The following is a 22,434-nucleotide window of genomic DNA, read 5'->3' on the forward strand; positions in this document are numbered from 1 at the left end:
TGGAATTTGTTATTTAAAATTTATTTTTTTAGATTTAATTACCATCTTATAATTACACTTCCCCAAGTAAATCCGCTACCAAACGCAGCTAATACCACTAAATCATTATCCTTAATTTTACCTTTTTCATGAGCTTCAGCTAAGGCGATAATAATAGATGCAGCAGTCGTATTTCCGTATTCCATTATATTATTATAGACTTGATCATCACTTAAGGCAAATTTTTTCTGAACAAACTGTGAAATCCGTAAATTGGCTTGATGCGGAATAAACATATCAATATCTTTTGCTGTCAGATCGTTAGCTGTTAAGCCTTCCATAATCACCTCACTAAATCGAACTACTGCATTTTTAAAAACAAATGTCCCATCCATATATGGATAATAGGAAGTATCCTCTTCAGTAGATGCTAAAATTTCAGGTATCCAATGTTTTATACTCGGTGATTTTACTATTAATTTATCTGCATATTTTCCTTGACTATGCAAATGTGAAGATAAAATACCTTTATTGTTATCTTCTGTTCTTGATAAAACACAAGCACCGGCACCGTCTCCAAATATTACAGAAACACCTCTACCACGAGTACTTTTATCTAAGCCATTAGAATGGTATTCAGATCCAATAACCAATATGTTTTTATACATACCTGTCTTTATAAACTGATCAGCAGTTGATAGAGCATATACAAAACCCGAACATTGATTTCTTATATCAATAGCTCCAATAGTTGGCATATCTAGCATGTCTTGTATTTGAACTCCACAACCAGGAAAATAGTAATCAGGACTTAACGTTGCAAATACAATAAAATCAATATCATCTTTGGTTAAACCTGCACGTTCAATGGCGATTTTGGCAGCATTAGCACCCATTGTTGCTGAGGTTAGGTCACTGTCTTCTGGAATCCACCGTCTTCTTTTTATACCCGTTCTTTCTTGAATCCATTCATCATTTGTATCCATTAGTTTTGAAAGATCGTCATTGGTGACAATATTTTCAGGAACGTAAAAACCTAGTCCTGTAATTTTTGAATTGTACATGTTTATTATTTTTTAATACTATGCAAGTTAAGTAATCTAATTGAATTTATATTTAAGTTAATTTAACTTAACAAAAGTTAAATGTGGTTAATTAACAAATTTTTTAGATAGACAGTATTGTAATTTTAACACTTAATCTTAAAATCAAATCTTATGAAAAAATTATTACTTACCAGTTTTGTGCTGATCACTTTCATTGCTAATTCGAATGCCCAAGAGGAGTACGGAATTAAGGCTGGATTTTTCAATTCAGAAAGAGCAACAAATATTTCTTTTCAAAATAGTGGACTAAAAACGGATACAAATTTTAATGAAGGTATTTACTTTGGTGCCTTTGCTGAATTTGAGCTGTCTGAAAAATTCGGTTTGCGACCAGAAATTACTTATGCTTCTGTTAAAAATGATTTTGATCAATTGCGTGTTCCTTTACTGGGAACCTATAAAATTGGAAAAAAGTTTAAGGTTTTCTTGGGCCCAGAGATTGGCTATTTATTAACCGATAATGAAAACTTTAATAATATCCATTTTGGAGCTACAATTGGTGTTGCTTATGAAATAATTAAAAATTTATCAATTGAAGCACGATATTATTATGCATTCACAGAGTCTCTGAAAAATAATTATTCATACGATTCATCAGCAAAGTTTAATAGTTTTCAATTAGGTCTTGTGTACCGTTTTGGCAAATAAAATACTGAGTACTCTTAATACCGAGACATTAAAATGTGGAAATCTGCCATCTTGTCATTTTAATGATCTTGGTATTTTTTTTGACTATAGCTAACTACTATTATAAAAATAATTTAAAACTTACATATTATGGCAAAAGGAAAAATTAATGTTTCAGTTGAAAACATATTTCCGTTAATTAAAAAATTCTTGTATTCTGATCATGAAATATTTTTACGAGAATTAATATCAAATGCTACAGATGCAACATTAAAACTTAAGCACCTTTCTACAATTGGTGAAACCAAAGTTGATTATGATAACCCACTAATTGAGGTTAAAATTGATAAAGAAGGTAAGAAATTACATATTATCGATCATGGTGTGGGAATGTCTAAAGAAGAGGTTGAAAAGTATATCAATCAAGTTGCTTTTTCTGGAGCTGAAGAGTTCTTAGAAAAATATAAAGATTCGGCCAAAGATTCAGGAATTATAGGACACTTTGGACTTGGATTTTATTCTGCTTTTATGGTAGCAGAAAAAGTAGAAATTATTACAAAATCACATGTAGAGGAAGAAGGTGCTATACATTGGGTTTGTGATGGTTCTCCTGAATTTACATTGACAAAATCTAAGAAAAAAGACAGAGGAACAGAAATTATATTGCATATAGCTGATGATTCTACTGAATTTTTAGAAGAACACAGAATTAGTGAATTGTTATTGAAATACAATAAGTTTATGCCTGTGCCAATTAAATTTGGTACCAAAGAAATAAATGATCCTACTTTTGAGCCTAAAACTATCAAGGATAAGGACGGTAAAGAAACAACCGAACCACATAAGCAACTTACGGTAGATAATATTATCAATAACCCGAACCCTGCTTGGACAAAACAACCTGCCGATTTAAAAGATGAAGATTACAAATCTTTTTATAGAGAGTTGTATCCAATGCAATTTGAAGAGCCATTATTCCACATTCATTTAAATGTAGATTATCCTTTTAATTTAACAGGTATTTTGTATTTTCCTAAGTTGACTACCAATTTAGATGTGCAAAAAGATAGAATTCAATTGTATCAAAATCAAGTGTTTGTAACGGATAACGTGGAAGGTATTGTTCCAGAATTTTTACAAATGTTACGTGGTGTTATTGATTCTCCAGATATTCCTTTAAATGTATCACGTAGTTATTTGCAAGCTGATGGTGCTGTAAAAAAGATTTCAAGCTATATCACTAAAAAAGTGGGTGATAAATTACAATCATTATTTAAAAATGATAGAGAAGGTTTTGAGCAAAAATGGAATGACATTAAAATTGTTATTGAATATGGAATGCTTTCAGAGCCTAAATTCTTTGATAAAGCTCAAAAATTTGCATTGTTTCCAACAGTAGATGATAAGTATTTTACTTTTGAGGAGTTGGTTGAAAAAGTAAAACCAGCACAAACAGATAAAGATAAAAACATTGTATTGCTTTATGCTACTAATGTAGATGAGCAACATGGTTATATAGAAGAGGCAAAAGCAAAAGGTTATGAAGTATTATTGTTAGACTCTCCGATAATTTCTCATTTAATTCAAAAAATTGAAGGTGAAAATTCTGAGTTGTCTGCAGAAAAACAGCCTATAAAATTTGCGAGAGTAGATTCTGATTTTGTTGATAATTTGATTAAAAAAGACGAAGAGCAAATTTCAAAATTATCAGACGAAGAGAAAACAAAATTAAAAGAGATTGTAGAAGGAATTGTACCTAAAGATAAATATACAGTGCAATTAGAAGCGTTAGATTCTAATGCGAATCCTTTTATAATTACTATACCTGAGTTTATACGTAGAATGAAAGAAATGAGCCAAACTGGTGGTGGTGGAATGATGGGAATGAGTAATTTTCCTGAAATGTATAATTTGGTGGTGAATACCAATAATGAGTTAATGCAAAAAATTATTAAATCTAAAGGTAAAAAAGAAGAATATGTGAATCAGGCCTTAGATTTGGCAAAATTATCTCAAAACTTATTGAAAGGTAAGGATTTAACAAGTTTTATCAAACGTAGTTTTGAATTGATGAAATAAGTAGATTGTTGTTCGGTATTTTTTGGAATAAAATAACGTAAACAAAAACGAACTTAGGAAATTAATCAGCGTAGCTAATTGATGAAATAATTGCTTTACCCTATTAAATATTGAACCGCTTTCCTAATTTATTGGAAGGCGGTTTTTTTTATGAGTAGTTATGTTAAATTAATAATTAGAGAGCCATAGTCTTGATTTTACTAGCACATGGTATTTAAGCATACAATCTTGCAAATAGAATATAACTATCCTCACCCTAATAAACTATCTTTGCGTCACTTAATTATGGTAGGCAACTTGTTAAAATCAATTGAGTTATTTTTAAAAGGAGCTAGTTTTTACAGAGGTATTGTATTAACTATTGCTGTGACATTACCAATCGCTATACTATATTCTATTGGTCAGACTGCTATAATAGTTCCTATTGTTTTTGGAACTTTTGTAAACGCACCTAGTGATATTCCAGGAAGTTTAAAGCGAAAAGTTAATGGTATATTCATCAGTATTTCCTTAACCGCAATTGTTACCCTATTAATCCTATTTGCAAAACCCTATTTCTTAGTACTACTAATAGCTTTGGCAATTTTATCATTTTTTAGTGCCATGATTGCTGTATATGGTTTTAGAGGTTCCTTAATTGCTTTTTCAGGTTTGTTAGCAATGGTGTTAGCCTTAGCAGTTAAGGATATAAGTGGCATTGATATTTTGTTACATGTTGGTCTATTAATTATAGGAGGCCTATGGTATCTCATAATTTCGCTGCTATTAAGTCGGATTTCTTCTAAAAAAGATCAAAAAAAATTACTATCAGATACGCTAGAATTAACAGGTGAATATTTAAAATTACGAGGACGGCTATTAACGGAACGTGATTTACATGATGATTTGTTTAAGAAAATATTAGAACTTCAAACTAAAATTAGCGAGAAGCATGAAACACTTCGCGAATCTCTTTTAATTACCAGAAGGAAAACGGGGCGTTCACATTATGAAGAAAGAAGACTACTTATATTTATTTCGTTGATAGATATTTTGGAGTTGGCATTGGCAAACACCTTAGATTACTCGAAGATTGATGATTTATTCAATACAAAAAAAAATTATTTAGAGACCTTTAGTAACGTTAATGTTGTTATGGGGGAGCATTTAGTAATGCTGTCTAAAGCGATAATCAATAATGATAAAATACCTACAAAAAACGAATTACTAAACGTTTTTGCAAATGCACATAAAGAGATTGATAATTATGTTGCAGAAGTAGGTTTACCTGAGGCTAGGGAAGGAGCCTTAACACTTCGTAATATTTACACATATCAACAACAGCTGTTATATCAAATAAGGGCTATAAGACGCGTAATGGCAAATGTAAAAAACGCAGCAAAATTATCAGTAAAAAAACAAGAAGAAAGCCAGTTTATTACACTTCAAGAATACCGATTTTCTATTATTTTAGAGCATTTGAGTTTTAAATCTACCATATTCAGACATGCCTTAAGGTTAAGTGTAGCGGTGGTTGCTGCTTATTTGTTGGGAAGTTTATTAGATATAAAAAATGCCTATTGGATAATTCTGACGCTAATTGTAATTATGCGTCCTAATTATGGATTGACCAGAGAGCGTTTTTTAAATAGAATTATAGGAACAATTATTGGGGCGGCTGTTGCAGCTTTAATTATTTTTACTACCCAAAATATAATAGTCTATGGGGTCTTGGCAGTTTTATCCTTAACATTTGCGTTCTCATTAATTCAGCAAAGTTATAAGGTTGGAGCGGCTTTTATTACCCTCCATGTTATTTTTGTATATGCTCTATTGCAGCCCAATGCATTTTCAGTAATAGGGTACCGAGTTTTAGATACTCTAATTGGGGCAATTTTGGCAGTTATTGCTAATTATGTGCTTTGGCCACTTTGGGAATTCAAGAATTTAGATCAGGATATTTTAGCTGTTTTAAAAGCAAACAATAATTATTTATTGGCAACTCAAAAGCTATATAATAAAACAAACGGATTAAATACACATTATAAAATGCCTAGAAAGGAAGCTTTTTTAGCTATGAGTGAATTAAATGCTGCATTTCAACGTGTAACGCAAGATCCGAAATCTAAGCAGAAAGAATATCAGCTTATTTATGATATAGTTACTTTAAATCATACGATTATATCAGCTATTGCATCTTTGGGTAGTTTTATTCAAAAGCATAAAGTTTCCTCTTTAAATGAACAATTTGATGTTTTTATTATACATATAAGTAATAATTTAAAAGAGGCTCGTAATATTTTAGATAAGAATAAAAAGCTAAAAATTAATCAGGACGATAATATTGAAAATGCGAAAGAAGAATTATTAGATAATTATATAAATCTAGCAAATGAAAGAGATCAGGAAATAAAATCAGGGCAACTTGATGTAAAGGAAGAGATGCTCATTAATTTGCAAGAAGCACATTTATTATACAATCAACTAATTTGGTTGAGAAACTTGACTGATAATCTTAAAAAAGCAACGTTTAAGTATAAGGAACTTGTAAAATAAAAATACTTATTCCATAAAAAAGCCGCTTAGTATTTACTAAGCGGCTTTTTTTATTTTATTATTCTATTGAGAAATCAAAGTAAGTGTCGGGGTAAGGTTCTTTTGCTAATGTAAAATGCCACCATTCTTTTTCATGAGGTTTAAATCCATGCTTTACCATTCTACGTTGCAACATCAATCGAATAGAGCGTTGGTTTTTAGTTACGTTTTTAAAGTTAACATGAGATTTTTTATCAAATAAATCAAAGTCGCTACCTAAATCTAATATATGTCCTGTTTTTAAAGAAACAATAGTTAAATCTACCGTACTTCCTCTACTATGACCAGATTTAGCAGCAATATATTCCTCTTTAAATAAATCTTTTTTATCTATGTTAGGATAATATTGATTTTTCATTTTAGTATCCGTAGTGTCTTGTGCCCATTTTACAAATTGATTTACAGCACGTTGAGGTCTGTATGCATCAAATACTAAAAGACCAAAACCTAATTTTTCAAAGTCCTGTTGTACTTTTTTTAAAGCTTGAGCAGCTTCTTTGGTTAAAATACACTTGGGTTTGTTGTAGCCATCTATAGGTTTTCCAATAAAATTGTTTTCAGAATAATAGCGTAAATCAGTTCTTAATTTAGGAATTACTTCTTTAGCATAAACAAAACCTTTTGGCAAGGTTCCAGAATTTTCTTGAGCTTTAACTTGATTTGAGATACTAACTAGTAATATCACTGTTAAAAGTTTTATGAAATATGAAATTTTCATTAATTTAATCTTTTGGGTTAAGTGTTTAACGCAAAACTATTCAATATATTTTACAGAAGAATACAATGACACTACTGCAGTTGTGCTATTGCTTTTGTTATTTAAGATCTATTATTGAAAAATAAGCTTAAAATGTACCATTAATAGAAATATTTATTATCTCCATGAATAGCATAACTATAAGCTAGAACTTAATATCTATATTTATTAATTACTATATTTAACAAAATTTCAAAATTATAAAATGATTCATAAATTAATGTCAAAGAAAAAACCGAGCTTTCCTATTTCAGATAAGCTTTCTGCTTATTTGACAAGGCATGGTAGAAATATAAAGATTCCTATTTTTTATGATGATTTGTTACGTTTTCAAGGAGCAATAGAAATTTTTGATGAAGATGGTAATGATACCTTATGGGTTAGTGTCTTTTTTGCAGAACACGAGCGTAATGAAATTGAGTTTAGTTTAAAGCAAATTTATACTATTTTAAATGCGGATGGAAGTGATACGTTAATACCCTATTTAAATATTGATAGTATAGATTTTTGCACTTTTGGTAACTCAAAACCATTTAGGATAAAGGTGAGAAATATTTTAAATGATATATACACTTATTTTTATGTTAAAAGTGCGGACGCATCTCGTATTTATGGATTGGAATTGGAGCATTTATTGTCACCAAATTACATTTATTTCTTAGTATATAAGGATACATTAATTGAAGAGCATATTTCTGGCATACCGGGCGATACGTTTATTGAAAATCATTTAGATCAATGTTCGGAACAAGATAAAAGAACAATTGCTAAAGAGTTTGTAAAGTTTAATGAACGTTGTTTTGTGCGTTTGTTGGGTGACATGCGGTCTTATAATTATGTAATGGTACTTACTCATGATTTTGATAGAATACTCTATAGAATCAGGGCAATTGATTTTGATCAACAAAGTTATGAAGGGAATCCAAAGGTCTATAAACCTCAGTTTTTAAAGGAAAATAATAAATTGGTAGAGATGACTTTAGATTTGCTTCGTCAAGAATCTATTGACCAATATAAATTAGAAGAACGTTCGCTATTAGCAAAAAGAGCGGCTAGTGAAGACACTCGTTTAAGCGAAGTGTTAGATTGTATGTGTAAAGATGTAATATCTACGCCAGAGAAAGTTATAGAACTAAAAGAAGGTTTGTTAGAACTTACTGGTGATGTTGAATTTAAGAAAGCAAATAATATGGGAGATATATTAAAAAGTGCTTTAGGTTTTGTTGGTCGAAATTATGAAAACTTGAATCCTAATTTTATTAGAAATAATCAAGTTGATGATATTTAGTAAATGTAAAATTTGTTTAAAAGATTTTAAGCAAAAATATCATTTAACAATTCGGCCAATCTGATTCCAGCTTTTTGAAGTTGCTGTCTTACGGTTTTAAAGTGATCATAGTTATATTGGTATCGTAAATTCTCACCAACTTTAACAGAAGCATAGACTTTTTTAGTAAGATCATGCGATTCATTAACCCAATCAATAACAGAACCTGCTTGAATAGCTTTTAATTGTGCTTTAGATAAGTCTTGTTCGTTGTCTGCCAATTCAAGGTAGCTCATTCCCCATTCATTAATCATGTCACTATCCCAAACGCGGTGTAAATTTGTGCCTCTACCAAACCATTGTACTTGTACTGTATTTCCACCTTTATCTTCAGCTCTACCAACGTGCATAGGTTGGTGTAAGTCGCCTACTAAATGGACTAACAGTTTTAAATAAAAAGCCTTGTCTTCTTTAGAACTGTTTTCGTCTTTTAAAACTTCAACACATTTATTTATACCCGTAACCAAATCACCTTGTGGATTTTTTTCTGATGTTTCATAAGTTTTATCAAAAGGCATATTCACATAATGCCATGTGTAAAATTTATTATATTTTTTATCTGACTTTATCTCATCTCCATAAGTAGATACAAATGCTAGACTTTGACCGTCTAATAACTTGTCAATCTTTTTAAGCACGCTTTTCTTTAAATGATTTTCGGCTATTTTTCCTGTAGTTCTGTGTCCAGTTGGTCCCCACTCTATAGAAGTAGCAAAGATTGAACTTGAAATAAATAGGACAGATATAAAAAGTGAAAATTTTGAGATCATAAATAAAATGTTTCTACAAAAGTAAGAAATAAATTGGTGATACTATTTGTAAATATCAAAAATAATGTTATATCTTAGCAATATCAAAATAATATCATTTTAAATCAAATAATATGAAAGAAGAAAAAATTATAAAAGTACCCAACGGTTATTTTATGCTGTTTTTAAGTCTCGTTTTAATTTGTGGAGGTATTTACGGGTTTGTTACTTTCGATATGGTCTTTGTGGTCGCTGTTATTATAGGAATATTTCTGCTTCCTGGCTTCTTCTTAGTCAATCCTAACACATCAAAAGTGTTGTTGCTTTTCGGAAAGTATGTTGGTACTGTAAAAGATAATGGCTTCTTTTGGGCAAATCCCTTTTATACCAAAAGAAAAATTTCTTTAAGAGCAAGTAACTTTGATAGTGAGCGTGTAAAAGTAAACGACAAGCTTGGTAATCCAATTATGATTAGTACTATTTTGGTTTGGCGTGTTCAAGATACTTTCAAAGCGGCTTTTGATGTTGATAATTTTGAAAATTTTGTTCGGGTACAAAGTGATGCAGCAGTAAGAAAATTGGCAAGTTTATATCCATATGATAATTTTGCTGATGAAGGATTAGATGAGGATATTACATTGAGAGCAAGTGTTAACGAAGTGAGTGAGGCTTTAGAACAGGAGTTGTCAGAAAGATTGGCAATGGCTGGTATTGAGGTGTTAGAAGCTAGAATAGGATACTTGGCATATGCTCAAGAAATTGCAAATGCAATGCTAAAACGTCAACAAGCTACAGCGATTGTGGCGGCTAGACATAAAATTGTTGAAGGAGCTGTAAGTATGGTAGAAATGGCGTTGGATGAGTTAAGTAAAAAGAATATAATAGATCTTGATGAAGATCGAAAGGCGACTATGGTTAGTAATTTAATGGTGATATTATGTTCTGATAAAGATGCAACACCAGTGGTTAATACAGGGACATTAACTTAGAATGAATAAAAAACAAATTTACAGTATCGCTTTAGGAAGTGCTTTAAGAAGTAGTTTAGGTACTACAATTGGAGCTGTTTCAGGAAATGTAGCTATGGGTATTGTTTATGGTACATCAATAGGTATTGTAATTGGTGTTTTGGTAGCTTTTATTCTTTAAAGAGAAGACAATAACTAATTTAAAAATAAAAAAATGATAGAATATAAAGTAGTTAATTGGAAACAAGGATTAACCGGTAATAACAAAAGGCTTGAAGATACTTTAAATCAGCATGCTCAATCAGGATGGAAAGCATTTCATATTGCAGAGCATACCGCAAGGATAGTTTTTGAAAGAGACAAAAATAGATAATATTAAAATGTAGAAAATGAAAATCTTCATAGAAAAACAGAAGTTTAGTCAATGGTGGCTCTATGTTATTATTGGAGCTAGCTTATTGTTTATGATTATTCCCATACTGATAAATTCCGATGATATTAGTACAGATATTGCGGCTAAAACTTCCTTGATAATTTCAATTTTATTGATAGCTGGTGCCGTTCTTTTTATTCGTATGATGACTTTACATACTAGGATAGATGATAAAGGAATACATTATCGTTTTACCCCTTTTCAAGGAAAGCAATATTTAATAGTTTGGAATGATATTAGCAAGGTGTATGTACGAAAATACAATGCCATAACTGAATATGGAGGATGGGGATTCAGAGGATATATCTTTAAATCTGGTGGAAAAGCTTTTAATGTTATGGGGAATAAAGGTATTCAAATTGTTTTAAAAAATGGAAAAAAGATGCTAATTGGTACTCAAAAAGAAGTTGAAGCTGAACGCATACTAAATGTTTATAAATCCAAAATTATAAAACCTATAGTATGAAAATAAAACTGGTAGTTATTGCTTTTTTTGTCGTTCTTTTTAGTTTTAGTCAAGAAAATAATTTTATAGAAACAGAACTCAATATTCCATCCGAAAAAGTGACTGTTAATGGTACGTTATTGTCACCTAAAAGTGACATTGTTCCGTTGGTAATTATTATACCTGGTTCAGGGACGGTAGATAGAAATGGCGGTCAAGGAAATTACTTAAAGCAGCTGGCAGAAGGTCTTTCAGGTAAAAATATTGCTACATATCGCTATGATAAAAGCAGTATTACGTTATCAAAAATAGAAGGACTTAAAGAAGAAGATATTTCTTTCGATGATTTTATCAACGACGCTATTGCTGTAATAAATTATTTTAAGGATCAATCACAGTTTTCTAGTATTACAATTGCTGGTCATTCGCAAGGTAGTTTGGTGGGCATGGTTGCTGGCCAATTACGTATTGATGGTTTTATTTCTTTAGCAGGAGCAGGAAGAACAATAGATAAAATACTTATCGAGCAGGTTTCTGCTCAATCTCCTCTATTTAAAGGAGATATGGAGAAGACCTTTGAAATTATTAAATCTGGTAAAATCGACGAAAATTTTAATCCGTTATTGGTTTCTGTTTTTAGAAAATCATTACAACCCTTTTGGGGGTCTTGGATGAAATATAATCCACAAGAGGAAATTAAAAAATTAAACGTTCCCATTTTAATTGTTAATGGTACTAAGGATATTCAGGTACCAGTTACGGATGCTGAATTATTACATAAAGCAGATGAAAACTCTCAATTGCTTATTATTGAAAACATGAATCATGTTTTTAAAATGGTAGAAAGTGAAGATAGAATGGAAAATATAAGTACGTATTCCAAAGCCGATTTGCAAATTAGTAAAAAATTAGTCGAAGGAATTTCAAAATTTATCAATCAATAAAAATTGATAAGAAGTAGTTGAGTATTATGTCAAAAAAGAAAGCATTTGCATTGCGGATAAATGAAGAGACTTTCAAAGCTATTGAAAAATGGGCTGCGGATGAATTCCGCAGTACCAATGGTCAAATAGAGTGGATGCTACAACAAACGCTAAAAAAAGCGAAAAGAGAGCCTAAGAAGAAAGATTAAAACTATTCTACAATTACTAAAAGTTGTGTTTAAAAGCTAGAAAGCAACTTTATTACATTATATATTTCCATAAATCAATATACAATTTTGTGTAGATTTCGGTTAAGTTTTTAATTAAAAGTATATCTTAAATATTAAACATTATGTATATATTTGAAACAATAAAACTATCCGATGAAAAAAAAAATACTCCTCAGTCTAATTGTTCTCATTTGTCATTTCTCCTTTTCTCAATCTAAATCACCTAATGAATTTTTGGGTTACGAACTTGGAGATCGTTTTACAAGGCATCATCAAGTAGTAGATTATTTTAATCATATTGCTAACGAAAATGAAAATGTTAAACTTATTAAGTACGGCGAAACATATGAAAATCGCTCACTACAGTTGGCATTTATTACAGCACCAAAGAATTTTTCTAAATTAGAGAGTATAAGAACCAATCATTTGAAATCAATAGGTCTTTTAGAAGGCGAAGCTACGAAAGACATTGCGATTGTTTGGTTAAGTTATAACGTGCATGGAAACGAGTCTGTTAGTACAGAGGCGGCCATGAAAACCTTATATGCTTTAGTAGATCCAAAAAATACGGAAACAAAAAAATGGTTAGAAAATACCATTGTAATTATAGATCCTTGTATCAATCCTGATGGTCGTGAGCGTTATGTAAATTGGTATAATCAATATCAAAACAAACCCTATAATACAAATCCAGATTCAAAAGAGCATCACGAACCTTGGCCTGGAGGAAGAGCAAATCATTATTTATTTGATTTGAATAGAGATTGGGCATGGTCATCACAAGTAGAAACGCAATCACGACTTAAACAATATAATAAATGGATGCCACATGTTCATGTAGATTTTCATGAGCAAAGTGTTAACAATCCTTATTATTTTGCTCCTGCAGCAGAACCGTACCATGAGGTAATAACCAATTTTCAACGAGAATTTCAAGTAGCAATTGGAACAAATCATGCTAAGTATTTCGATAAAAATGGTTGGTTGTATTTTACGAAAGAGGTATTTGATTTGTTATATCCTAGCTATGGCGATACTTATCCATTGTACAATGGAGCTATAGGTATGACCTATGAGCAAGGAGGAAGTGGAAGAGCAGGATTAGGAATTACAACTGCAGATGAAGACGTTTTAACATTAAAAGATAGAATTGCACATCACTATACAACCGGAATATCGACAATAGAAATGACGTCGTTAAATGCTGATAAATTACAAGAAGAATTTATTACCTATTTTAAGAATGCTAGAAATAATCCAAAAGGTAAATACAAAAGTTATGTAGTTAGTGGTAAAAACGATAAAGATAAAATTAACAGTTTAAAAGAGTTATTAGATCGTCATCAAATAAAATATGGTTGGTCTACCACTTCCAATTCTGTAAAGGCATATGATTATCAAAGTAACAAAACGAGATCTGTAAAAATTAGTTCAAGAGACATTGTAATAAACACAAATCAGCCTAAATCTAATTTTATAAATGCATTGTTTGAGCCTCAAACTAAAATTGTAGATTCATTAACTTATGATATTACAGCATGGGCATTACCGTATAGTAGAGGATTGGAGACCTATGCTTTAAGTAGTCCGCTGGCATCGGAATCTGTTTCTGAAGATGTGAAAGGAGCACGTCCGGTCGGAGTAGAAAATCCTTATGCTTATTTAGCAAAATGGAATAGTACCACAGATGTTTCGTTTTTGTCATTTTTATTACAACATAAAGTGAAAGTTAGGTTTTCTCAATTGGCTTTTTCGGTTGAAGGCAAAAAATATGATGCAGGAACTTTAATAATTACACGTAGAGGTAACGAAAAGTTAGGTGAAAAATTTGATGAAATTGTTAGTGAAGCTACACAAAAGTTTGATAGAGTAGTAACAGGCGTTGCTACAGGTTTGGTTTCTGAAGGTAAAGATTTTGGCTCTAGTTCGGTAAGTTATTTAAAAGCTCCAAAAATAGCAGTGCTATCTGGAGATGGAGTTTCATCATTAGGGTTTGGAGAAGTTTGGCACTTTTTTGAACAACAAATTAAATATCCAATAACGGTTTTGGATACGGACTATTTTGGACGAATAAATTTAGATAAATATGACGTTCTCGTTTTACCTAGTGGTTCATATGGGAGTGTTTTAAATAAGGAGAAATTGAGTGAGCTTAAAAAATGGGTTCAAAGTGGAGGTAGAATAGTAGCCATTGATAGAGCTCTAAATACATTTGCAGATAGTGACGATTTTGGTTTGGCTACATTTAAAGATGAGGATGATAAAAAAGAAAATGAGAAAGCGGATAAAGAATGGAAAGAAAAATTAATTTTAGAGGATTATGACAATTTAGAAAGACAGTCTTTATCTAATATTATAACAGGAAGTATCTTTAAAGCATCAATGGATAATACTCATCCGCTTGGTTTTGGTTACCAAAAAAGCTATCATACATTACGTTTAAATAGCAACCATTACACCTATTTAAAAGATGGTGGTAATGTAAGTGTTATAAAAAGCAAGAATGATTTAGTGAGTGGTTTTGCAGGAGTTAATGCCCTGAAAAATATTGACGAATCATTAGTGTTTGGTGTAGAAGATAAGGGTAGAGGAGCTGTAATTTATTTGGCTGATAATCCTTTATTCAGAAGCTTTTGGGAAAATGGAAAGTTGGTGTTTTGTAATGCCATTTTTATGGTAGGACAATAAATTAATCCTGTCATTTGGAGCATAATTCAATGCAGCTAAGTACCTCTTGATTTTTGAATAAAGAATATTAAAAATAATTAATATAAATAGCGAATAACGAACATTATGGATACATCCCCGTTTATAACCAATGACACTATTGTCTTTGGACTTTTAATGTTAGCATTAGGTTTTATTTTTTACACATCTTCAAAAAAACAAGGTTTTTGGTCAAAATTCTACGCGATAGTTCCTGCATTATTTGTAGCCTATATGTTACCAGCGGTATTTACAACAGCGGGTTTAATTGCTCCAGAATGGCAAACAGTTTCTGACAATGGAACGGTAACAGAGCACAGTACAAGTTTATATTATATGTCTAGTCGTTACTTATTACCTGCTGCTTTAGTTTTAATGACACTGAGCATTGATTTAAAAGCCGTTTTTAACCTAGGTTGGAAAGCTTTAGTTATGTTTTTTACAGGTACTGTTGGAATTATCATTGGGGGACCAATCGCCATTTTAGTAATTTCAATATTTTCACCTGAAACTGTTGGCGGTGCAGGTCCAGATGCCGTATGGAGAGGTTTAGCGACGTTAGCAGGAAGCTGGATTGGTGGTGGAGCGAATCAAACGGCAATGTTAGAAATTTACGGTTTCAATCAGAAATTATATGGCGGAATGGTATTTGTAGATATTGTGGTTGCTAATGTTTGGATGGCCATAGTACTTATCGGTATTGGTAAGTCTAAACGTATTGATAAATGGTTAAAAGCTGATACTTCAGCCATAGAAAGCTTAAAGGAAAAAGTTTCCAACTATTCAGCGGAAATTGAAAGAAATCCGAGTTTAAATGATCTCATGATAATGGCAGCTATAGCTTTTGGTACGGTAAGTTTTGCTCATTTTGGTGCTGGTTATTTGGCTGATTTTTTCTCAAATGTTGTTAAAGGAATTGAAAATCCAACTACAAAGAATGTCTTTACTTTTTTAGATTCAGAATTTTTCTGGATGATTAGTTTATCAACGATTATTGCTATACTATTATCATTTACAAAAGCAAAAAATTATGAAGGAGCTGGTGCAAGTAAATTTGGGAGCGTCTTTATTTATATTTTAGTAGCGTCCATTGGTATGAAAATGGACTTAACTCAAATTTTTGAAAATTTAGGACTGTTAGCCATTGGGTTTGTTTGGATGACAATTCACGCGGCACTTTTAATATTGGTAGCCAAGTTAATTAGAGCTCCTTATTTCTTTTTGGCGGTAGGTAGTCAAGCAAATGTAGGTGGTGCGGCATCTGCACCCATAGTGGCTTCGGCCTTTCATCCGTCATTAGCAACAGTTGGGGTTTTGTTAGCTGTATTTGGCTATGCGGTGGGTACGGTTGGGGCTATTGCATGTACCATCTTAATGCAAATTGTTGCTCAGTAAAAAGTTGCTATTGTTGAGACTGATTAAATTAGAAAAGAGGATTCCTATATTATGACTCTAACTTTTTTTTGACAGAATTCTGAATACTTTGTACGTAATACTTTAGAACATTAAGTAAAGACCACTATATTTGCATCCGAAAATTTTAGCTTAATTCAATGAAAAATACAATTGTTATTGCCTTAGTTACTTTGTTATTTGTAGCATGTGGAAAGAAATCTGAAAACACGATGATCGTGCAAGGAAAGATTAAAGATATGAAAAAAGGTACCCTATATCTTCAAAAACAAAATGATTCAATATTTGTTGTTGTCGATTCAATAGCACTTGACGGTACAGATACGTTTACACTTTCCTGTGATGTTGAAAGTCCTCAAATGTATTTTCTATCCTTGGATAAGTCGCCAAGTAAAGAAATTGCATTCTTTGGCGAAAAAGGGACTATAACAATCAATACTAGATTAGATAAATTTAATTTTGCTGCAGAGGTTAATGGCTTAAGCAATCAAAAACTGCTGAATGAGTATAATGAAATTAAAAATAAGTACAGCGGAAAACGATTGGATTTATTAAAGGCTGATTTTGAAGCGAAAAGAGATAATGATACAGTAAGAATAGACTCAGTATCAAATGCTATTCATAGGTTATTAAAAAGCAGATATAGATATGCTATAAATTTCGCTATCAACAATGGTGATAAAGAAGTGGCTCCATTTGTTGCGTTAACTGAATTTAGTGACGCAAATATTGTTTGGATTGACAGCGTTAATAACAGTCTAACTCAAGAAATTAAGGACTCTAAGTATGGCAAAATACTTAGCGACTTTATAAAGGAGAGAAAGAAAAGTAATTAGGAATTACAACGTATTTATGTTTTGGTGTCGCAAGTAAAAATTCACTGCTCTTTTTAAAGTTGGAGAATTGAACTATTATATCTTCGGCGAGCTCGTCTAAAATCTATTATCTCCATCTAATAAGTCACCAATACCGCCTAAGATACTACCTTCACCCTTACTTTTACCACCAGTTCTTGGTACAGAAGCTATAATTCTGCCAGCTAATCTGCTGAAAGGTAAAGATTGCACATATACAGTTCCAGGACCTGTTAGGGTTGCAAAGAACAAGCCTTCACCACCAAAAACGGTGTTTTTAATACCTCCAATAAATTCAATATCATAATTAATATTTTGGGTAAAGCCAACGAGACAACCCGTATCTACTTTTAATTTTTCTCCAGCACGTAATTCTTTTTTAGAAACCGTACCACCTGCATGCATAAATGCCATACCATCACCTTCTAATTTTTGCATAATAAACCCTTCACCTCCAAATAAGCCTCTGCCTAGTTTCTTAGAAAATTCTATTCCAACAGAAACGCCCTTGGCTGCACATAAGAAGGCATCTTTTTGACAAATGAATTTTTCATTAAAATTGGTTAAATCGAGTGGAATAATTTTGCCAGGATAAGGTGAAGCGAATGAAACTTTCTTTTTGCCTTGTTCTGCATTCATAAAAACGGTCATAAACAAACTCTCTCCGGTAAGCAGTCGTTTTCCTGCTGAAAATAATTTACCCAACACACCTTCTGTTTGTCCAGAACCATCACCAAAAATAGTATCCATTTTAATACCGTTATCCATCATCATAAAACTTCCGGCTTCAGCAACAACAGCTTCTTGCGGGTCTAGTTCTATTTCTACGTATTGCATTTCTTCTCCGTAAATGGTATAATCTATTTCGTGTGATGTCATTGTGTTTAGATTTAAAGTATGGTTATTAAAATTACAAAAATCTTTGGTAATTGTATGTATAGGTAGTGTTTTAGGTCAAATTGTTACAGTGAGTGAGGGAATTAATTGAAGAATTAGATGGTGAAGTGCATATCATTACTCTTGCCGAGGAGTATGATGCCAAAAGAGCACGCTATTTAATTGAATTAGCGTATACAGTAATTCGTTTCGAAAATAAAATGGTTTTTGATTATTTACCTTCTGTATTACGAGAGATTAGAAATAATTTTAAACCTTCTGAAATTTGGCTGGTGTTATAAAAAACTATCCCTCCGATCACGCAAAAGCGTGATCACCTCCCTTTGCACAAGGGAGGAGCCAGCTACGATTTATGGTTTGTTGAGATGATTATTTATTTAACTAGAAATGTACACCCTATTAAATCTTGTCTTAAGCATAGGTTAGAAGCCAGATACTTTTTGTATTGTATAGCTAAAAATTTGTTTGCAATTAGTTCCTCACTTTGCACAAGGGAGGAGCCAGATACGATTTGTGTTTTGTTTAGGTGATTATTTTTTTAACTAGAGATGTACACCCTATTAAATCTTGTCTTAAGTGCACGTTTCGAACCAGGTACTATTTGAATTTTATTGACTGAAACTTTATTTGCAATTATTTGAACTCTTATCCAAAGTGAGGTGTCTTAGCTATAAAGTCAAGGAAGTGGATAAAAAAGCTATCTCCCCCTTTCTTCTTTGAAATACAAAATTCATTCCCCTCTGTGTACAAGATGCTAACCAGATACTATATGAATTTTATAGCTAAAACTTTATTTCGAATTAGTTCCTCCCTTGTGCAAAGGGAGGTGTGCTGACTTTTTGGTCAGGACGGAGGGATAGTTTCTTTATATTTGTATTAAATGAATAACAAAAACGGTCATAATAATAAAAGGTTAAAAAGTTTAAGAAAAAAACTGAGATTAAACTTAACTCCTGCAGAGGCTTTCTTGTGGAAACACCTTAAAGGTAAACAACTTGACGCTAAAAAGTTTGTAAAACAACACAGTATTGGAAATTATATAGTTGATTTTTATTGTGCCTCTGAGAAATTAATTATTGAATTAGATGGTGAAGTGCATTACAATCCTACTGCAGAAGAATATGATGCTAACAGAACACGCTATTTAAATGAATTAGCGTACACTGTAATTCGTTTCGAAAATAAAATGGTTTTTGATTATTTACCTTCTGTATTACGAGAGATTAGAAATAATTTTAAACCTTCTGAAATTTAGCTGGTGTTATAAAAAACTATCCCTCCGATCACGCAAAAGCGTGATCACCTCCCTTTGCACAAGGGAGGAGCCAGCTACGATTTATGGTTTGTTGAGATGATTATTTATTTAACTAGAAATGTACACCCTATTAAATCTTGTCTTAAGCATAGGTTAGAAGCCAGATACTTTTTGTATTGTATAGCTAAAAATTTGTTTGCAATTAGTTCCTCCCTTTGCACAAGGGAGGAGCCATATACGATTTGTGTTTTGTTTAAATGATTATTCTTTTAACTAGAGATGTAGACCCTATTCAATATTGTCTTAAGTACACGTTTCGAACCAGATACTATTTGTAATTTATTGACTGAAACTTTATTTGCAATTAATTCCTCCTTTGCTTGATACAAAGGGAGCATGCTATCTTATTTGTAAGGGAAAAATGAAACGAGTTTTAACTTAAAGCCTCCTCAATAGCATTTCCAAATAAATCAGTTAAAGAAATACCTGCTACTTTTGCTTGCATTGGTAATAAACTTTCAGTGGTTAAACCAGGAACCGTATTTATTTCTAAAAAATAAGGTTCGTCACCAATAAAGATATATTCAGCTCTCGAAAAACCTTTCATACCTAAAACTTTATAAACATGTGCTGCAGCCGCATTTACATTCTGTAATTTTTGTTCTGAAATACGTGCAGGAGTAATCTCTTGACTTTTACCTAAATATTTGGCCTCATAATCGAAAAAATCATTTTCTGTAACAATTTCCGTTGGTGCCAACACTTTTACTTTTCCTTCATATTCTATAACACCAATAGAAACTTCGGTACCATCTAAAAAAGATTCAATTAAAATTTCAGAATCTTCTTTAAAAGCAGTTTTTAAAGCTTCAGTGAGCTGCTCCTTTTTCGAAACTTTAGAAATTCCAAAACTGGAACCCGCATTATTAGGTTTTACAAAACAAGGTAATCCTACTTTTTTAAATATGGCATCTTCATTTATGGTATCACCTTCATTTAAATATATGGAAGTTGCCGTTTTAATACCGTAGGCTTTTACCACACTTAAAGTATCACGCTTATTAAAGGTCAATGCCATTTGATAAAAAGGTGCGGAAGTATGTTTAATCCCTAACAATTTGAAATAGGCTAGAATCACACCATTTTCTCCAGGGTTACCATGAATGGCGTTAAAAACACAATCAAAAGTGATTTTTTTTCCGTTAATTTCAGTAGAAAAATCATGCTTGTTAATTGGGTATTCGGTGCTGTTATCATCTAACGCTACCCATTTTTCTTTTAAAATATGAACACGAAAAGGGCTGTAATGATCCCTGTTTAGGTTATTAAAAACTACATTTCCACTTTTTAAAGAAATTTCCACTTCGGAGGAATAGCCTCCCATAATAATAGCTATATTCTGCATTCTAATAATTTGATAAACAAAAGTATCAAAAAAACAGATAGCTTTTTTCTTTTTTGTGTAAGTTTGTAATGTTAACAAAACATTTATGAAACTACTTCAGTATTTAAAAAGTAAAATTTTTATTAGAACCATTATTTTAATGGGGATTATTGTGATTGCATTGATTTTTGGACTAAAAGCCATGATGAGTTATACCACAAATCACGATCAAAAAATATTGGTTCCAGACTTGAAAAAGATGTCTTTATCAGATACTGAAACTACGTTATCTAATCTTAATTTAAATTTTGTTATTCAAGATTCTGCAAGTTACAATCCTGATTATCCGCCAAAGTCGGTTATTGATCAAGATCCAGAGGCGGGAGATTTTGTTAAGGATGGTCGTAAAATATATTTAACGCTAAACCCATCAAGCTATAAAAAAATAGCGATGCCTGATTTGTTGAATAAAACGAAAAGACAAGTAGAGACACATTTAAAATCTATTGGGTTTAAAATTGGAAAATATCAATATATACCTGATCTAGGTAAAGATGTAGTTCGTAAAATGAAATATAAAGGCAAAGAATTAGAGATGGGAGATTTAGTTCCAAAAAACTCTTTAATAGACTTGGTGTTGGGAGACGGAACTGGTGATGGAACGAGCGTTAGTACTGATGAAGGAACTGATGAAAATTAATCATGTCTGAACAAGAAATAGAATTAGATCAGGATGATTTGTATGAGCATTATAAGTTTACGGCTTCTACTGGTCAAGACCCTTTAAGGGTAGATAAATTTTTAATGAACTTTATTGAAAATGCTACTCGTAATAAAATTCAACAAGCCATAAAAGCGGGTAATGTATTGGTGAATGATGTTGCTGTAAAATCAAATCATAAGGTAAAACCATTTGATGTAGTTCGTGTAGTATTGGCACATCCACCGCATGAAAACTTATTAGTTGCTGAAGATATTCCCATAGATATCGTTTATGAAGATGATGATGTAATGGTGGTTAACAAACCCGCGGGAATGGTTGTACATCCAGGTCACGGAAATTATAGTGGTACATTGGTTAATGGATTAATCCATCATATTGAAAATTTACCAACAAACTCAAATGAACGTCCCGGCTTAGTGCATCGTATTGATAAAGATACGAGTGGATTATTAGTTGTAGCTAAGACTGAGCATGCCATGTCTCATTTGTCCAATCAGTTTTATGATAGAACTACAGAGCGTTTGTATTATGCTTTAGTTTGGGGTAATGTAGAAGGTGAAGAAGGTACTATTGAAGGTAATATAGGTAGAAGCTTAAAAAACCGCTTGCAAATGAGCGTTTTTCCTGATGGAGAACACGGTAAACATGCGGTTACACATTATAAAGTATTAGAACGATTTAGTTATGTTACACTAGTTCAATGTAAATTAGAAACAGGCCGTACGCATCAAATTAGAGCCCATTTTAAGCATATTGGTCACACTTTATTTAATGATGAACGTTACGGTGGAAATGCCGTTTTAAAAGGAACTACGTTTACTAAATACAAGCAATTTGTTGACAATTGTTTTAAGGTCCTACCAAGGCAGGCCTTACATGCTAAAACCTTAGGTTTTGAACATCCAACAACTGGAGAGTTTATGCGATTTAATTCTGAAATACCGGAAGATATTGTTCAGTGTTTAGAAAAATGGAGAACGTATACGGTTAACCAAAAGGAATAA

At 31.8% G+C, this 22,434-nt stretch carries 22 protein-coding genes; 17 read left to right on the top strand and 5 right to left on the bottom strand.

Annotated elements, in window-relative coordinates:
- Positions 1 to 38 precede the first annotated feature (38 nt).
- A complete protein-coding gene (locus tag FF125_RS06600) occupies positions 39 to 1,043 on the bottom strand; it encodes a 3-oxoacyl-ACP synthase III family protein (RefSeq protein ID WP_138949017.1) in 1,005 nt (334 codons plus the stop codon).
- 153 nt (positions 1,044 to 1,196) lie between these two features.
- On the opposite strand from FF125_RS06600, the gene FF125_RS06605 reads away from it, so the two are divergent.
- From FF125_RS06605 to FF125_RS06615, 3 genes are all read left to right on the top strand, one after another.
- On the top strand, positions 1,197 to 1,733 hold the full coding sequence (locus FF125_RS06605; protein ID WP_138949018.1) for an outer membrane beta-barrel protein: 537 nt from the start codon (positions 1,197 to 1,199) through the stop codon (positions 1,731 to 1,733).
- Positions 1,734 to 1,862: 129 nt separating this feature from the next.
- On the top strand, positions 1,863 to 3,791 hold the full coding sequence (htpG, locus tag FF125_RS06610; RefSeq protein WP_138949019.1) for a molecular chaperone HtpG: 1,929 nt from the start codon (positions 1,863 to 1,865) through the stop codon (positions 3,789 to 3,791).
- A gap of 285 nt (positions 3,792 to 4,076) precedes the next feature.
- Entirely contained in the window at positions 4,077 to 6,326 is a 2,250-nt protein-coding gene (locus FF125_RS06615; RefSeq protein ID WP_138952443.1) for an FUSC family protein, read from the top strand.
- 58 nt (positions 6,327 to 6,384) lie between these two features.
- On the opposite strand, the gene FF125_RS06620 is transcribed toward FF125_RS06615, so the two are convergent.
- On the bottom strand, positions 6,385 to 7,050 hold the full coding sequence (locus FF125_RS06620; protein WP_250629699.1) for a M15 family metallopeptidase: 666 nt from the start codon (positions 7,048 to 7,050) through the stop codon (positions 6,385 to 6,387).
- A 277-nt stretch (positions 7,051 to 7,327) separates the two neighbouring features.
- Here FF125_RS06620 and FF125_RS06625 point away from each other — a divergent pair, with 277 nt between their 5' ends.
- Positions 7,328 to 8,410: a hypothetical protein gene (locus tag FF125_RS06625; RefSeq protein ID WP_138949021.1), complete on the top strand. Its 1,083-nt coding sequence runs from the start codon at positions 7,328 to 7,330 to the stop codon at positions 8,408 to 8,410.
- Between the two features lie 26 nt (positions 8,411 to 8,436).
- Here the strand turns inward: FF125_RS06625 and FF125_RS06630 are convergent, their stop codons facing one another.
- Entirely contained in the window at positions 8,437 to 9,219 is a 783-nt protein-coding gene (locus FF125_RS06630; protein ID WP_138949022.1) for a S1/P1 nuclease, read from the bottom strand.
- A gap of 113 nt (positions 9,220 to 9,332) precedes the next feature.
- On the opposite strand from FF125_RS06630, the gene FF125_RS06635 reads away from it, so the two are divergent.
- The 9 genes from FF125_RS06635 (at position 9,333) to FF125_RS06670 (ending at position 17,152) form a co-directional block, all read left to right on the top strand.
- Positions 9,333 to 10,187: an SPFH domain-containing protein gene (locus FF125_RS06635; RefSeq protein ID WP_138949023.1), complete on the top strand. Its 855-nt coding sequence runs from the start codon at positions 9,333 to 9,335 to the stop codon at positions 10,185 to 10,187.
- A gap of 1 nt (position 10,188) precedes the next feature.
- Positions 10,189 to 10,347 carry a hypothetical protein gene (locus tag FF125_RS21865; RefSeq protein ID WP_175418879.1) on the top strand — a complete coding sequence of 53 codons (159 nt, stop codon included), beginning with the start codon at positions 10,189 to 10,191 and terminating at the stop codon, positions 10,345 to 10,347.
- A 33-nt stretch (positions 10,348 to 10,380) separates the two neighbouring features.
- A complete protein-coding gene (locus FF125_RS06640) occupies positions 10,381 to 10,539 on the top strand; it encodes a DUF4177 domain-containing protein (protein ID WP_138949024.1) in 159 nt (52 codons plus the stop codon).
- Positions 10,540 to 10,555: 16 nt separating this feature from the next.
- Positions 10,556 to 11,065 carry a hypothetical protein gene (locus FF125_RS06645; RefSeq protein WP_138949025.1) on the top strand — a complete coding sequence of 170 codons (510 nt, stop codon included), beginning with the start codon at positions 10,556 to 10,558 and terminating at the stop codon, positions 11,063 to 11,065.
- Complete coding sequence (locus tag FF125_RS06650) at positions 11,062 to 11,988, top strand: alpha/beta hydrolase (RefSeq protein ID WP_138949026.1); 927 nt, start codon at positions 11,062 to 11,064, stop codon at positions 11,986 to 11,988. Before FF125_RS06645 ends, FF125_RS06650 begins: the two co-directional genes overlap by 4 nt.
- Positions 11,989 to 12,014: 26 nt before the next feature.
- Positions 12,015 to 12,176 carry an Arc family DNA binding domain-containing protein gene (locus FF125_RS06655; protein WP_117884479.1) on the top strand — a complete coding sequence of 54 codons (162 nt, stop codon included), beginning with the start codon at positions 12,015 to 12,017 and terminating at the stop codon, positions 12,174 to 12,176.
- Between the two features lie 174 nt (positions 12,177 to 12,350).
- A complete protein-coding gene (locus tag FF125_RS06660) occupies positions 12,351 to 14,885 on the top strand; it encodes a M14 family metallopeptidase (protein ID WP_138949027.1) in 2,535 nt (844 codons plus the stop codon).
- Between the two features lie 105 nt (positions 14,886 to 14,990).
- Positions 14,991 to 16,298, top strand: a complete 1,308-nt coding sequence (locus FF125_RS06665) for a DUF819 family protein (protein ID WP_138949028.1) — start codon at positions 14,991 to 14,993, stop codon at positions 16,296 to 16,298.
- A gap of 158 nt (positions 16,299 to 16,456) precedes the next feature.
- The gene (locus FF125_RS06670; protein WP_138949029.1) at positions 16,457 to 17,152 is read left to right on the top strand and encodes a DUF4369 domain-containing protein; all 696 of its coding nucleotides are present in this window, start codon (positions 16,457 to 16,459) and stop codon (positions 17,150 to 17,152) included.
- Positions 17,153 to 17,248: 96 nt separating this feature from the next.
- On the opposite strand, the gene FF125_RS06675 is transcribed toward FF125_RS06670, so the two are convergent.
- Entirely contained in the window at positions 17,249 to 18,049 is an 801-nt protein-coding gene (locus FF125_RS06675) for a TIGR00266 family protein (protein WP_138949030.1), read from the bottom strand.
- A 92-nt stretch (positions 18,050 to 18,141) separates the two neighbouring features.
- Here FF125_RS06675 and FF125_RS06680 point away from each other — a divergent pair, with 92 nt between their 5' ends.
- Complete coding sequence (locus tag FF125_RS06680; RefSeq protein WP_138949031.1) at positions 18,142 to 18,348, top strand: DUF559 domain-containing protein; 207 nt, start codon at positions 18,142 to 18,144, stop codon at positions 18,346 to 18,348.
- A 599-nt stretch (positions 18,349 to 18,947) separates the two neighbouring features.
- Positions 18,948 to 19,322 (top strand): endonuclease domain-containing protein, encoded by a 375-nt coding sequence (locus tag FF125_RS06685; RefSeq protein WP_138949032.1) that lies wholly within the window; start codon positions 18,948 to 18,950, stop codon positions 19,320 to 19,322.
- A gap of 433 nt (positions 19,323 to 19,755) precedes the next feature.
- On the opposite strand, the gene FF125_RS06690 is transcribed toward FF125_RS06685, so the two are convergent.
- Positions 19,756 to 20,727, bottom strand: a complete 972-nt coding sequence (locus FF125_RS06690; RefSeq protein WP_138949033.1) for a D-alanine--D-alanine ligase — start codon at positions 20,725 to 20,727, stop codon at positions 19,756 to 19,758.
- A gap of 85 nt (positions 20,728 to 20,812) precedes the next feature.
- Between FF125_RS06690 and FF125_RS06695 the strand changes: the two genes are divergently transcribed.
- Both FF125_RS06695 and FF125_RS06700 read left to right on the top strand, forming a co-directional pair.
- Positions 20,813 to 21,406 carry a PASTA domain-containing protein gene (locus tag FF125_RS06695; RefSeq protein WP_138949034.1) on the top strand — a complete coding sequence of 198 codons (594 nt, stop codon included), beginning with the start codon at positions 20,813 to 20,815 and terminating at the stop codon, positions 21,404 to 21,406.
- A 2-nt stretch (positions 21,407 to 21,408) separates the two neighbouring features.
- Positions 21,409 to 22,434, top strand: a complete 1,026-nt coding sequence (locus tag FF125_RS06700) for an RluA family pseudouridine synthase (RefSeq protein ID WP_138949035.1) — start codon at positions 21,409 to 21,411, stop codon at positions 22,432 to 22,434.

It is taken from the genome of Aureibaculum algae (assembly GCF_006065315.1).
Taxonomy (GTDB): Bacteria; Bacteroidota; Bacteroidia; order Flavobacteriales; family Flavobacteriaceae; genus Aureibaculum; species Aureibaculum algae.

What these genes read in the sequence shown, in the direction of transcription:
- FF125_RS06635 (WP_138949023.1), top strand. Translation starts at nt 9,333, where the DNA reads ATGAAAGAAGAAAAAATTATAAAAGTACCCAACGGTTATTTTATGCTG.
- htpG (WP_138949019.1), top strand. Translation starts at nt 1,863, where the DNA reads ATGGCAAAAGGAAAAATTAATGTTTCAGTTGAAAACATATTTCCGTTA.
- FF125_RS06685 (WP_138949032.1), top strand. Translation starts at nt 18,948, where the DNA reads ATGAATAACAAAAACGGTCATAATAATAAAAGGTTAAAAAGTTTAAGA.
- FF125_RS06650 (WP_138949026.1), top strand. Translation starts at nt 11,062, where the DNA reads ATGAAAATAAAACTGGTAGTTATTGCTTTTTTTGTCGTTCTTTTTAGT.
- FF125_RS06700 (WP_138949035.1), top strand. Translation starts at nt 21,409, where the DNA reads ATGTCTGAACAAGAAATAGAATTAGATCAGGATGATTTGTATGAGCAT.
- FF125_RS06660 (WP_138949027.1), top strand. Translation starts at nt 12,351, where the DNA reads ATGAAAAAAAAAATACTCCTCAGTCTAATTGTTCTCATTTGTCATTTC.
- FF125_RS06670 (WP_138949029.1), top strand. Translation starts at nt 16,457, where the DNA reads ATGAAAAATACAATTGTTATTGCCTTAGTTACTTTGTTATTTGTAGCA.
- FF125_RS06665 (WP_138949028.1), top strand. Translation starts at nt 14,991, where the DNA reads ATGGATACATCCCCGTTTATAACCAATGACACTATTGTCTTTGGACTT.
- FF125_RS06655 (WP_117884479.1), top strand. Translation starts at nt 12,015, where the DNA reads ATGTCAAAAAAGAAAGCATTTGCATTGCGGATAAATGAAGAGACTTTC.
- FF125_RS21865 (WP_175418879.1), top strand. Translation starts at nt 10,189, where the DNA reads ATGAATAAAAAACAAATTTACAGTATCGCTTTAGGAAGTGCTTTAAGA.
- FF125_RS06605 (WP_138949018.1), top strand. Translation starts at nt 1,197, where the DNA reads ATGAAAAAATTATTACTTACCAGTTTTGTGCTGATCACTTTCATTGCT.
- FF125_RS06615 (WP_138952443.1), top strand. Translation starts at nt 4,077, where the DNA reads ATGGTAGGCAACTTGTTAAAATCAATTGAGTTATTTTTAAAAGGAGCT.
- FF125_RS06645 (WP_138949025.1), top strand. Translation starts at nt 10,556, where the DNA reads ATGAAAATCTTCATAGAAAAACAGAAGTTTAGTCAATGGTGGCTCTAT.
- FF125_RS06690 (WP_138949033.1), bottom strand. Translation starts at nt 20,727, where the DNA reads ATGCAGAATATAGCTATTATTATGGGAGGCTATTCCTCCGAAGTGGAA.
- FF125_RS06640 (WP_138949024.1), top strand. Translation starts at nt 10,381, where the DNA reads ATGATAGAATATAAAGTAGTTAATTGGAAACAAGGATTAACCGGTAAT.
- FF125_RS06625 (WP_138949021.1), top strand. Translation starts at nt 7,328, where the DNA reads ATGATTCATAAATTAATGTCAAAGAAAAAACCGAGCTTTCCTATTTCA.
- FF125_RS06600 (WP_138949017.1), bottom strand. Translation starts at nt 1,043, where the DNA reads ATGTACAATTCAAAAATTACAGGACTAGGTTTTTACGTTCCTGAAAAT.
- FF125_RS06675 (WP_138949030.1), bottom strand. Translation starts at nt 18,049, where the DNA reads ATGACATCACACGAAATAGATTATACCATTTACGGAGAAGAAATGCAA.
- FF125_RS06630 (WP_138949022.1), bottom strand. Translation starts at nt 9,219, where the DNA reads ATGATCTCAAAATTTTCACTTTTTATATCTGTCCTATTTATTTCAAGT.
- FF125_RS06695 (WP_138949034.1), top strand. Translation starts at nt 20,813, where the DNA reads ATGAAACTACTTCAGTATTTAAAAAGTAAAATTTTTATTAGAACCATT.